Raw genomic sequence first — 11,895 nt, forward strand, 5'->3', positions numbered from 1 at the left:
CAATCATCCTTTGTTGTTTCATGTGGAAAGTATACACCGGAAATGCGAAATCCGTGTGAAATTCCGCTTTGGCAAGCCATAAAAAAAAGCGCTGCAGAAGAATCTGCAGCACAGCTTATTTCATATTCACCCATTTATAGCCGATGCCCCAAACAGTGCGGAAATAATCATCGATTGGAAAGCCGGAATGGCGGATTTTTTCGCGGATGTTGCGGACGTGCGAATCGACAGTGCGGCCTTCCGTTTCCGAATCGAAGCCCCAAACAATTTCAAGCAGCCGCGAACGTTCGTAGACTTTATCCGGGTTTTTCATAAGCAGCCCGAGCATCGCGAATTCTTTCGGAGTCAGCCGGATGATGTGGCCGTGGTAAGCCAATTCAAAGCGCTCTTCGTCCCACACCAAACCACCCACTTCCAACCGTTTAGCCGGTGCTGCACGGCGCAGCAAGGCTTCCATGCGCGCAAGCAGCTCTTCTTCGCCGAATGGCTTGACCAAATAATCATCGGCACCGAGCCGCAGACCCTTCACGATGTCTTCCTGTTGCTCACGCGCCGTCAGCATAATGATCGGCACATTTGAAAAGCGCCGGATTTCGCGGCAGACATCCCAGCCATCCATTTCCGGCATCATGATATCGAGGATCACCAGATCCACGAGCTCTTCTTCGAGCAGCCTGATTGCCTCTTTGCCGCTCTGTGCTTTCAGGCAGGCGTAGCCATGCGGCTTCAAATACAGCGCCACCAAATCGAGCATGCGTTTTTCATCATCCACCAACAATACTTTGCGCATCGCTTTCCCCTCTTTCCAGCCGGACAATGACATCCGTTCCTTTGCCTTGTTCGCTTTTCAGATCGATCCGCCCGCCGTGTGATTCGACGATTTCCTTGGCAATAGCAAGGCCAAGTCCAGACCCGCCGTTTTCGCGCGACCGCGATTTCTCGGCGCGGTAAAGACGTTCGAAAACATAGGGCACACTTTCTGACGGGATGCCTTCACCTTCGTCGCTGATGCGGATGACGATTTCATCGCCTTCTTGCCTGCAGTCCACAGAGACCCGAGAACCCGCAGCCGAATGTTTCCGTGCGTTGTCCAGAATGTTCAACAGCACTTGCTGGATGCGGTCGGGATCCCAGAAGGCACGAAGGCCGGGCTCACACGCTACCGACAAGGAAATTCGGCCTTCCCTGAACGCCGGCTTGACCAATGCCGCGACCGACTCCAGCAATTCATCGATGGCTACGTCCTGGCGCCGGATTTCAAACTGGTGCAAGTCGAGTTTCGCCAATTCGAATAAATTCCCGATTAGCGCTGCCAGCTGTGCCGATTCTTCCCGGATGATAGCGATGTATTCTTCCCGCTCCTTTTGTGGGATTCCCGGCCGGCTCAGGATATCTGCGTAGCCTTTTATATAAGTGAGCGGCGTCCTCAGCTCGTGGGAAATACTCGCCAGGAACTCATTGCGGGCATTTTTCAGCCGGTCGAGGTCGACCGATAATTTGGTGATGGCATTCGCCAGCTCACCCAGTTCGTCGTTGCGGTCCGTCGACAAATCAACGCCTGTGTTGCCGATGCTCAACTGCTCCGCGGCTTCTTTCATGCGGATCAGCGGCAGCGTGATAAAACGCGACAGCATCAAAACCGTACCGACTGTCAGCAGCACCGCAATAGCGCCTGCCGCCAGAAATTGCTTCTGCAAATTGCCGACCATGCGCTCGATTGCTGCTGTGCCGGAAAACATGAAGACATGTCCGGCGTGCTCGCCATCGATTGTGATGGGGCTATCTGCCGCAATATAGCGCTTGTCGTCCCATTTTTCTTCGACCACTTTGCCGCTTGCCGGCACTTCTTCAAAATCGGTATGCTGCAGCACATCGACCATTTCCGGTTCGAGCGGATCTGAATTGATGAGGATCCTCCCCGCTTCATCGGTGATGACCACTATATAAGAAGACGCCGCCTCCATCATGCCGACATGTTCGAGCGTCGTCGGCTCGAAATGATCCGCAAGCACTTCGCTATGCGTTTCCCCGCGGGCAAGCAAGCTCGCCATGACTTCATCGACGCGTTCGTTGACGAGTGTGACATACAAGGCGGTGAACAGCAGCGCTTCGATCAATAAGATGAACGCGAAAAACAATAAGCCGATCTTCAGCGATAGTTTATTGAACATAAGCGCCTCTTAAGGGCGAATCCTTTGCCGCTGGGTTCATCGCACTTCGCCGTTTTCCATGATTTGCGTCCACTCTTCCCCTTTGTTTCCAGAGATGAAAGCCTGTCCCTTGACGGTGTAAATCGCCAGTTCATCCGGTTTTTGGGCTAGATACAGCACCCCGTCCTCCGGCAGTTCCGGCAATGGCAAAGTCTTTGTGCCGCCGCCTTCAAGTGTGTATTCCACGAGCTCCGACGCCGTTTCATAGCTTGCGTAATACAGCGCATCTTCGCTGAACGTAAGCGCTGTACCGAATTGGCCATCGTTCGTCAAAGCTTTGAACGAATCGCCCCCATCTTCGGACAGGTAAACGCCGGTTGATGTCGCTGCGGCTATGATTTGCGAATCGTCCGGGTGCATCGCCAAATAGGAGATGTCGCCGTCAAGCCCTTCTGCAGCTGCTTCGCTCCAGTCTTTGCCTTCGTTTTCACTGCGGAAAAAGCCCGCTCCCATGCCGGAATTCGGCTGCGGGTTCATGACAAACATGTGATGGCTGCGGTAGCCAACCGCCATGGCGTGGAAATCGGTCTCGCCTTCAAAGCCCATGTGTTCGAGCGAACGCCCGCCGTCCATGCTGCGCTGGATGCCGATCGGATTCATCATGCCGGAGCCTTGGCCGGGATGTCCGGATGTGTAGAATCCGCGGTCCACCGCGTTAAAGCCCATGTAATCATTGTGCATGCCATCCGTTTCAAGCCATTCGCCGTCGCGGTAGATTTTCAGCCCTTCGTGCGATGCGAAATAAAGCCCATCGCCTTCGATATAACCCATGCCGTGGACGTGCTCCACTGTGCCTTCAAAATCCACTTCGAAATCTTCTGCATCCAGGCTGCCTTGTGCCGCCTCTTCTTCTGCTGCATCTTCTGCCGGTGCAGGTTCACTTTCGTTTTCAGCCCCGCATCCTGCTGCCAATAAAGCGGCTAAGGATACGGCGATCCATAATTTATTGTTCATGCGAATTGCCACCTCTCCATATTCTGTTTCTTCTATTATAGCTGAAAACTCTCGATTTTCCGTGCAGATGCATCTGCACATATTCTGCATAATCAGTGGGTATAGTGAAAGTAGACCAACAACGAGAGAGGGATTTCCATGATAAAAAACAAGTTTCAGATCACCATGTTATCCGTCGTTGCGGCGCTTACACTCGCTGCGTGCGGAGATTCAGATGAACCGCAAATGACACAGGAAACCGAACCGCCTGCGGCAGAAGAAAGCAGCGGAGGGGACCATAGCGGCATGGACCATTCCGGTTCCGGCGACATTCCGATGGGCTTGGAAGAAGCAGCCGATCCGATGTATCCGAAAGGCAGCACCGCGACCATTACAGCTGGCCATATGGAGGGCATGGAAGGCAGTGAAGCGACGATTGTCGGCGCATTCGATACGACCGTTTATGCAATCTCTTATACGCCGGAGGGCGGCGGCGAACCGGTCGAGAACCATAAATGGGTCATCCACGAAGAGCTTGAAGATGCCGGCAGCGAACCACTGGCTGCAGGAGATGAAGCCGTTGTCACCGCTGACCATATGGAAGGCATGAACGGCGCCACCGCCACAATCGATTCCGCGGAGGAAACGACTGTCTACATGGTCGATTTCACAACCGCTGACGGCGAGGAAGTCATGAATCATAAATGGCTGACCGAAAGCGAATTGTCTGCTGAATAAAGCCTTATTCTCCAAATCAAAAACACCTTCGACGCCAGCGCTGATTTCAAGCGCTTGGTGCTGAAGGTGTTTTTTTATGGTGCAGATTACGACAATGCCGGTATCCGGCCGTGATATTTTTCAATCAGCGCATTATTGTGGCTGTCCGCTCCGTCGATATTGCCGCTGAGGAAAACCGGCGGCTCAAAGCCGTTGTCGGCCATCCTTTGAATGGCTTCAGCGAAGACGGCGTTCAATATGGCAGCCCCCACGACGGTTGACGTCGGACCAAAAGGCACTTGGACGTTTTCCGCGCTGAGGACGGCATCGCCCGCCACCGCATGATTATCGACGACGAGGTCCACTGCATCATGCAAATGTTGTCCGTCCGCATGCCTCGAGGGCTGGCTGTTTGCGTAGGCAAGTGACGTCAGGCCGATGAAGAATGCGCCTTTGCTGCGAGCGGCGAGCGCAAAATCAACCGGCACCGGATTTCGTCCGGAAGTGGATAAAACAAATACCACATCCTCCGGCCGGAAATCCTCCTGTTGGAGCAGCTCTGCTGCATACCCGTTTTTGCGCTCCAGTCCAGAAGAACGCACTGCGCCTTCGTGCAGCATCAGCGGTTCGATCAAGATCGGTTTGACCGGCACGAGGCCGCCAGCCCGGTAAAAAACTTCCTCGGTCAGGATATGGGAATGGCCACAGCCGAACAACTGGACAATTCCGCCGTTTTGGATCGCTGCCGCCACTTTCTCAGCCGCTTGCACCATCGCTTCTTTTTCCTGGCTTTCAACAAGCTGCAGCATTTCATGCACGTTATCGAAATACTTCGTTAACATAAGCAAACCTCCTTCGCCTCCAGCGGCTTCCATCGTTCCTCTTTCAGCGCTGGATTTCGGTGATGAATTTATAACGGTCGGCACGGTACATGCTGCGGACCACTTCGAAAGGGACGCCGTTCGATAAATAAGATACGCGTTCGATCATCAGGATCGGTGCCGGCATGCCGATTTCAAGCAAGTCCGCTTCTTCTTTCTTTACGAGCGACGCCTCCATCCGCTGGGAAGCATGGCTGATCGACAGCCCTTGCTCTTGTTCAATTAACGAGTAAAGCGACCCGGCCAGTTCCTTTTCGCTTAATTGCGGAAACAATTTCACCGGCAAATAAGTTCGTTCAAGCGCCATCGGCTTATCGTTGGCGTAGCGGATGCGTTCGACGGTGAACACTGCTTCGCCGCCAGCCAGCTGAAGTTCGTTCGCGACATCCGGCTCCGGCAGCCCTTTGGTGAAGTTGATGATTTTATTGCTCGGCACCAGCCCACGCGCTTTCATGTCTTCCGTGAAACTCGTCAAGCCCGTCAATGGCTGTTCCATTTTCGGCGAGGCGACAAACGTGCCGCGCCCTTTTTCGCGGTGCAGCAGGCCTTCGTTCACCAAATTAGTGATTGACTGGCGCACGGTCATGCGGCTAACCCCGAAAAGCTCCGTCAAATCGCGTTCAGACGGAATCGCTGTGCCGATCGGAAATTCGCCGCCGTTGATGCGCTGCTTTAATGCTTCTTCTATCTGGACGTACATCGGTACGTGTGATTGTTTGTCTAACACCGTGTTCACTGCCTTTCCTTTTCCGCCAATTGGTAGGCCTCACGGTCCACGATCAAGGTGACGTCTTCGTGCTTCCACAAGAAAGACGCTGGAAACTCCTCACCTGGCTGTTTTTCCAACAGCCTTTTGACCGCTTCGCCTTTCTTTTTACCGGATGCCAATAAAAGGATTTTATCGCTTTTCAAAATCGACGCGATGCCCATCGTGATGGCATGGGTGGGAACTTCCTCCAACGAACTGAAAAAACGTGCGTTGTTTTTTCGCGTGGACTCGTCCAGTTCCACGCAATGAGTCAAGCTGTTTTCCGGCGTCCCCGGTTCATTGAATCCGATATGGCCGTTCGTGCCCAACCCGAGAATTTGCAAATGGATCGGGCCAAGCCGGTCGATAAGCGCTTCGTAGCGGCGGCATTCCTCTTCCACGGAAGAAGCTTGCCCGTCCGGCAGATAGGTGTGGCGCATATCTATATCCAGGTGTTCAAATAAATGTTCGTTCATGAATTTATGGTAACTATTGGGGTGGCTGCGGTTCAGCCCGCGGTACTCATCCAGATTAATGGTTTTCACTTGCTTATAAGATAGTTGCCGCTGCCGGACCCCTTCCGCCAGCTTGTCGTAAAGGCCGAGCGGCGTAGAACCCGTCGCGAGCCCCAGCACCGAACGCGGATTCCGCAAAATCTGCGCTTCCACGATGTCGGCTGCGCGGCTGCTCATTTCATCGTAGTTTTCAACTACTTCCACTTTCACATGAGCCCCTCCTTTGCAAAAGCGATTGTCCCACGGCAGATCGTCAGCTGAACATCCAAGTTTTCATCAAGAATGACGAGATCCGCATCTTTTCCTGCGGCGATGCTGCCTTTATTGGCCAAGCCCAGTTCTTTTGCGGCATTCGCTGAAGTCATGGCCACCAACTCGCTGATTGTGCAATGAGTTGCTGCGCGGACATTTTTCACCGCTGCATCCATCGTCAAAATACTGCCGGCCAGCGCACCACTTTTCAAGCGCGCATCCGTTTCGGTGACGATGACGTCTTGGCCGGCCAGCCCATAAATGCCTGGCTCGAGCCCTTTCGCCCGCATCGCATCAGTGATCAGCACGAGGCGTTCCGCCCTTTTTTGGCGATAAGCCAATTCAACCGATTTCGGATGGCTGTGGATGAAGTCCGCGATGATTTCGGCAGTCAACCGGTCCTCCAGCAACGCCGTTCCGACTACTCCCGGCTCCCGGTGATGAAACGCACTCATCTGGTTGTATAAATGCGTCACGCGGCTTGCGCCGGCTTCGAGTGCCTGTTGCATTTCCTGCCAGGTGCCGTCTGAATGGCCAATCGACGCCAAAATGCCATCCCCTGTCAGCCTTTTAATAAATTCAAAACCGCCCTCCGTTTCCGGAGCAAGCGTCACCACCTTGATGCGATTGCCGCTGAGCTCTTGCCATTTCGAAAAAAGAGCCGTTGATGGTGCGGTGATATGCTCGACCGGCTGTGCACCAGGCTGCTTAGCAGAAATGAAAGGCCCTTCCAAATGGACACCCAGCATCTCGGCCTGTGCATCGCCCGCCTGAAACCGGCTGGCATTTTGCAGCGCCGCTGAAATCGCCTCATCGGACTGCGTCATCGTCGTCGCTAAAAAGCTTGTCGTGCCTTCTTTCGGCAGCACGTCGGCCATGCCGCCCAGCGCTTCCGGTGTAGCGTCCATGACATCAAAACCTGCAGCTCCGTGAATATGGACATCAATGAACCCCGGAAGCAACGTCCAATTCTTGCCGGCTGCATCAATATGGATATCGGCAGCTTTTGATATGGAAGGTGCTGTTTCCGTTATTTTTCCATCCTCCAGAAAAACGTCGCCAACAAAACTGTCGTTCATTGCATCAGCGATGGTGATGGTTGAAATCAAGATGGTTTTCTTCATCTGCTAACACTCCTTGCGAAAAACCAGGAACGTCACGAATGCGTTTCCTGGTTTTATCTTATCATTATTGAATTTTCAAGATGGAATCCGTGCCTTGGTTTTGCTTCCCTTTTTTCAGCATTTCCAATTCTTGTCCTGCTAAGTTCGTGAAGATGATCGGCGTCACTGCCGAAGGTGCATTCGCTTCAAGATACGCAAGGTCGAGTTTCAACAGCGCATCGCCGCGCTGCACCAGCTGCCCTTGTTCAACGAGCGCTTCAAAGCCTTCGCCGTTCAATTTTACGGTGTCCAAACCGACATGGATCAGGATTTCGATTCCTGTGTCTGTTTCAATGCCGATCGCGTGTTTCGATGGGAACAACGTCACTACACGGCCATCAACCGGCGAGTGGAGTGTGCCGCCGGAAGGAATGATTCCGAAACCTGGCCCCATCATCGCTTTCGCAAACACTTTATCCGGCACTTGAGAAAGTTCAATGATTTCTCCATCAATCGGCATCTCGAAATCGCCCATGCGAAGTTCTTTCACAAGTTCAGGCGCCGCGGTTGTTTCTTCCACAGGCACTTCCAAGCTTTCGGGTGCCGGGTTGCCATTGGCCAAACGCTTCTGCATCGCATCCGCCAAAAATTCAACGGCTGTCCCGATGACCACCTGGACATTCGTTTTATTGATTTTCATAAGCCCCATTGCGCCGTGGCGCTTCAAGTCTTTCTCGCTTACCTTGTCTGCGTCTTTGACCGTTAGGCGAAGGCGCGTCGTGCAATAATCGACAGCGGTAATATTGCTGCTGCCGCCGAGCGCTTCAATCGTATGGTACGCACGGATATCGTTGCCTGTATTTCCTGTATCGGCATTGCCGTTTTCCATGTCTTCATCTTCTCGGCCCGGTGTTTTAAGGTCCAGTTTGATGATGAGGAAATAAAAGATCCCGAAGTATATCGCGCCTGTTCCGGCACCCATCACCAAGAGCATCAACGGATTTTGGGCCAGCCCGAAGTTCAGGACATAATCGATGGCGCCGGCAGAAAATCCGAAACCGTGATGGATATCCAGTGCATAAGCGACCATCATCGATACGCCGGTCAACATGGCGTGTACGATGTACAGAACCGGCGACAAGAACATGAACGAGAATTCAATCGGTTCCGTGATTCCTGTCAGGAACGAAGTAAAGGCGATACTGAACAGCATCCCGCCGACGATTGCTTTGCGCTCTTTTTTAGCCGTCGCATAAATCGCCAAGCAAGCTGCCGGAAGCCCGAACATCATGATCGGGAAGAACCCGGAAAGGAATGGCCCCGCTGTCGGGTCCCCTTTTAAAAAGCGGTTGATCTCGCCGCGCACAACTTCTCCGTTGGCGTCCGTGAATGTACCGAAGTCGAACCAGACAATCGTGTTGATGACATGGTGCAAGCCCGTTGGCAAAAGCAAACGGTTCAAGAAGCCGTAAGCTCCTACGCCGAACATGCCGGCATTCAAAATCCAATCGCCTGCGCCGTCGATGATTCCTTGGATCGGCGGCCACGCGTAGCCGAATAGGCCAGCGAGCACAGTCATTGCAGCCGCGGTGATAATCGGCACGAAGCGCCTGCCGCCGAAGAATGCCAGCCACGCTGGAAATTTCACATCGTAGAATTTATTGTATAATAGCCCGCCGACAATCCCCGAGAGGATCCCGGCAAAAACACCCATATTGATCGAATCGTTGATCGTGACGATTGCTGACGTCAATACGAGATAAGCGATCGCACCGGCGAGCGCCGCGCCGCCGTTGCTGTCATGGGCAAGTCCGAAAGCGATGCCGATCGCAAAAATGATGGCAAGGTTATCGATGATCCCCGCACCAGCTGCCGACAAGAACGGAATGCCAAGCATATCATCCTGGCCAAAGCGCAACAGCAAAGCTGCTGCAGGCAATGTAGCGATTGGGAACATCAACGATTTCCCGATTTTCTGCAGAAAACTGAACAAATGAATCCACCTCTTCTTCTTTAGTCTTAATTTTTACTATAGAGATAGTTTGTATAGATGTCTATACCAATTTATTATTTATCAGATAAATGCACACGCTTTCATTATATCTTGATAAATTGGAATAATGATTTTCAAATGTCGATATTCCGCAAAACAGCTGCGCTTGCCGCGGGCGAGCGCCAAGCCTCCTCGCTCGCTTCGCTCCCTGCGGGGTCTCGGCTGTCTCGCTTTCCCGCGGCCAATGTCTTTGCGACGAAGCAGCGAAGCGATGCAGGAGCAGTACGGTTTTCTCCGCTGTTTTGCTTCATATCGAGAGATATCTTAGCAAAAGCGTATCAATGGGCTAGGCGAAGCGGTTTATAAAATTAATAGGTATTAATTTGTTGTTAACATGACGAACAAAGAAATTAACACGCATTAGCCGACAGTTAACCGGCACTAGCTGGAAATCCTCTCTTCAGAGCCCAAGTTCAAGAGCGTAAATGGAAGAGCCTAACACAGCTGCCGGCTGCGTTAGGCTCCTTCTCAAGCACTTGCGCATTTCGCTTTGGCGAAATGCATCCATCTGGGGGTTTGTGGCAGCAGGTTCGTCCGTTAACATGAACTAAATCGGCGTTAACATGATCTAGCCAGACCTTAACATGAAGTGCTGAAGATTCAACATGACCTAGCCAGTGGTTAACATGAAGTGTTTCGATTTTAACTGGCACTAGCTAAATCCCTCAAATACAACCCATCAAAAAAAGCTGCAGACCTAAGCCTGCAGCTCTTCCCTCTCCTCAATAAAGCAAATAATTCTTTCTTACTTCTTCGAATTCTTTCAGTTCAGCTTTCCATTGCTGCTTCATTTCTTCGACAGACATGCCGTCTTTGATGCCTTGGCTGATCCAGCTGTTGCCGATCAGGTTGTTGAAGAATGGCGTCAAAGTCACTTGTCCCGGATACAGGTCATAAATGGTTTTGACGATGTGAAGTCCGGTTTCAACCGGCAAGTAAGCGTCCCGATCGGTGATATGGACTTGGATGCCGTGCGACAGTTTACCGCTGTGTTTCGAGAATGCCGGTGTGAACGATGCCGCGCGGAACGTGACGCCCTGCAATTCCAAAGCGTTCAGTTCTTTTGCGAGTTCGGTGCTGTTGATGAATGGTGCACCGATGAATTCGAACGGTTTGGTCGTGCCTCTGCCTTCCGACACATTCGTGCCTTCAATCAAAGCCGTTCCTGGATAAGCGAGCGCCGTGTCGAGTGTCGGCATGTTCGGTGATGGGGCGACGAATTCCATGCCGGTCTCATCGTAGAACATATTGCGTTCCCAGCCTGTCATCTCGACTACCGTCAAATCGGCATCGATATCGAATTCTTCATTGAACAATTCAGCGAGTTCGCCGACGGTCATGCCATGGCGCAAAGGAATCGCGTACTGGCCGACGAATGAAGCAAATTCCGGATCAAGCACCGGCCCTTCCACTTTGACGCCGCCAAGTGGATTCGGACGGTCGAGCACGATGAACGGAATGCCTTTTTCTTTAGCAGCTTCCATGGCAAGCGCCATCGTGTAGATGTACGTGTAAAAACGCGTGCCGACGTCTTGGATATCAAACAATAATACGTCGACGCCTTCGAGCATTTCCTGTCTCGGTTTCCGAGTAGAGCCGTATAGGCTGTAAACCGGAAGGCCGGTCACTTCATCGATGTAATAATTCACGTATTGGCCTGCCTGTGCATCTCCCCGGACACCGTGTTCGGGCCCGTACAATGCAGTCAATTCAACTTCCGGGTCGTTGTGGAGCAGGTCCACGATGCTGTTCAGTTCCTGATCGACACCAGTCGGATTGGTGATCAACCCGACGTTTTTCCCTTCGATCAAGTGTTTCTGGTCTTCCAGCAACACTTCCACCCCGATGGCAAATGGTTCTTTTTTGCCTTTGCCGCGGTCTTTCGATTTGCCGTTCCCGTTGTCATGATTGGCGAATGCAATTGAGAGTGAAGATAAAACCAGCATAGCGGTCAATAAAAATACGATCCACTTTTTCAATGTCATCTCTCCTTGTCCCTTTAATATGTCAAACCATGTCCATATTCATACAACGAGACGCCTGTAAGATCCGGAATCGATACCGGCAATTTGCCGGTTGGCGACAATTCGCCTAAAATGGTCGATGCCATCGCTTCGTAACTCGCCGTGCGGAAGCTGTATTGCGCCAAATACGCATCCACTTCGGGATACGCCATCACGTCATACGGGTTTTGAATCCCCACTGCAATGACCGGTGCATCGGTTGCGGCGATGATTTGGTTCGCCATCTTCATTATTGAGTTTTTGAAGAACTACCGCCAAAATCAGGTCTTCAGCGTGGAAGATTGTGTCAGAAGGAAGAAGAGCAGCTATAAATTCGGTGTTTACGAATACGAGGGCTATTGCGCCGTCATTGATTCTATTGACAGCTATTTCAAAGCATCCATGGATTTGCTGGAGCCGGAAAAACGCAATGCATTATTTCTGCCGGAACGTCCGATTTTACACCAAAGTGAAAAGATG

The 11,895-nt window shown here is 52.1% G+C and carries 10 protein-coding genes and 2 pseudogenes; 2 read left to right on the top strand and 10 right to left on the bottom strand.

Annotated features, from left to right (window positions below; all coding sequences use genetic code 11):
* Positions 1-115: 115 nt before the first annotated feature.
* The 3 genes from EGV91_RS06455 to EGV91_RS06465 are packed head-to-tail and all read right to left on the bottom strand — an operon-like array spanning position 116 to position 3,164.
* Positions 116-790 carry a response regulator transcription factor gene (locus EGV91_RS06455; protein WP_175580276.1) on the bottom strand — a complete coding sequence of 225 codons (675 nt, stop codon included), beginning with the start codon at positions 788-790 and terminating at the stop codon, positions 116-118.
* Positions 765-2,171 (bottom strand): sensor histidine kinase, encoded by a 1,407-nt coding sequence (locus tag EGV91_RS06460; RefSeq protein ID WP_135501850.1) that lies wholly within the window; start codon positions 2,169-2,171, stop codon positions 765-767. Before EGV91_RS06460 ends, EGV91_RS06455 begins: the two co-directional genes overlap by 26 nt.
* A 36-nt stretch (positions 2,172-2,207) precedes the next feature.
* Positions 2,208-3,164: a F510_1955 family glycosylhydrolase gene (locus EGV91_RS06465; protein ID WP_241666121.1), complete on the bottom strand. Its 957-nt coding sequence runs from the start codon at positions 3,162-3,164 to the stop codon at positions 2,208-2,210.
* A 138-nt stretch (positions 3,165-3,302) separates the two neighbouring features.
* Between EGV91_RS06465 and EGV91_RS06470 the strand changes: the two genes are divergently transcribed.
* The gene (locus EGV91_RS06470) at positions 3,303-3,881 is read left to right on the top strand and encodes a YdhK family protein (RefSeq protein ID WP_135501852.1); all 579 of its coding nucleotides are present in this window, start codon (positions 3,303-3,305) and stop codon (positions 3,879-3,881) included.
* Positions 3,882-3,967: 86 nt separating this feature from the next.
* Here EGV91_RS06470 and EGV91_RS06475 read toward each other — a convergent pair whose 3' ends face one another.
* From EGV91_RS06475 to EGV91_RS06505, 7 genes and pseudogenes are all read right to left on the bottom strand, one after another.
* Positions 3,968-4,702: an SIS domain-containing protein gene (locus EGV91_RS06475; RefSeq protein ID WP_135501854.1), complete on the bottom strand. Its 735-nt coding sequence runs from the start codon at positions 4,700-4,702 to the stop codon at positions 3,968-3,970.
* Positions 4,703-4,745: 43 nt separating this feature from the next.
* Entirely contained in the window at positions 4,746-5,468 is a 723-nt protein-coding gene (locus EGV91_RS06480) for a GntR family transcriptional regulator (protein ID WP_135501870.1), read from the bottom strand.
* 5 nt (positions 5,469-5,473) lie between these two features.
* Positions 5,474-6,214 (bottom strand): glucosamine-6-phosphate deaminase, encoded by a 741-nt coding sequence (gene nagB, locus EGV91_RS06485; protein WP_135501856.1) that lies wholly within the window; start codon positions 6,212-6,214, stop codon positions 5,474-5,476.
* Positions 6,211-7,380 carry an N-acetylglucosamine-6-phosphate deacetylase gene (gene nagA, locus EGV91_RS06490; RefSeq protein WP_135501858.1) on the bottom strand — a complete coding sequence of 390 codons (1,170 nt, stop codon included), beginning with the start codon at positions 7,378-7,380 and terminating at the stop codon, positions 6,211-6,213. The genes nagB and nagA overlap by 4 nt, the downstream gene beginning before the upstream one ends.
* Before the next feature lie 64 nt (positions 7,381-7,444).
* Entirely contained in the window at positions 7,445-9,352 is a 1,908-nt protein-coding gene (gene nagE, locus EGV91_RS06495; protein WP_135501860.1) for an N-acetylglucosamine-specific PTS transporter subunit IIBC, read from the bottom strand.
* 782 nt (positions 9,353-10,134) lie between these two features.
* Complete coding sequence (locus EGV91_RS06500) at positions 10,135-11,391, bottom strand: exo-beta-N-acetylmuramidase NamZ family protein (protein WP_135501862.1); 1,257 nt, start codon at positions 11,389-11,391, stop codon at positions 10,135-10,137.
* Positions 11,392-11,411: 20 nt separating this feature from the next.
* Positions 11,412-11,666, bottom strand: a pseudogene (locus EGV91_RS06505) (glycoside hydrolase family 3 C-terminal domain-containing protein); the annotation flags it as partial.
* Positions 11,667-11,709: 43 nt separating this feature from the next.
* On the opposite strand from EGV91_RS06505, the pseudogene EGV91_RS17250 reads away from it, so the two are divergent.
* A pseudogene (locus tag EGV91_RS17250) lies at positions 11,710-11,895 on the top strand (glucose-1-phosphate adenylyltransferase); the annotation flags it as partial.

Origin of the sequence: Planococcus koreensis (assembly GCF_004761975.1) — a bacterium.
GTDB classification, from domain to species: Bacteria; Bacillota; Bacilli; order Bacillales_A; family Planococcaceae; genus Planococcus; species Planococcus koreensis.

What these genes read in the sequence shown, in the direction of transcription:
- EGV91_RS06475 (WP_135501854.1), bottom strand. Translation starts at nt 4,702, where the DNA reads ATGTTAACGAAGTATTTCGATAACGTGCATGAAATGCTGCAGCTTGTT.
- EGV91_RS06470 (WP_135501852.1), top strand. Translation starts at nt 3,303, where the DNA reads ATGATAAAAAACAAGTTTCAGATCACCATGTTATCCGTCGTTGCGGCG.
- EGV91_RS06460 (WP_135501850.1), bottom strand. Translation starts at nt 2,171, where the DNA reads ATGTTCAATAAACTATCGCTGAAGATCGGCTTATTGTTTTTCGCGTTC.
- nagA (WP_135501858.1), bottom strand. Translation starts at nt 7,380, where the DNA reads ATGAAGAAAACCATCTTGATTTCAACCATCACCATCGCTGATGCAATG.
- EGV91_RS06465 (WP_241666121.1), bottom strand. Translation starts at nt 3,164, where the DNA reads ATGAACAATAAATTATGGATCGCCGTATCCTTAGCCGCTTTATTGGCA.
- EGV91_RS06455 (WP_175580276.1), bottom strand. Translation starts at nt 790, where the DNA reads ATGCGCAAAGTATTGTTGGTGGATGATGAAAAACGCATGCTCGATTTG.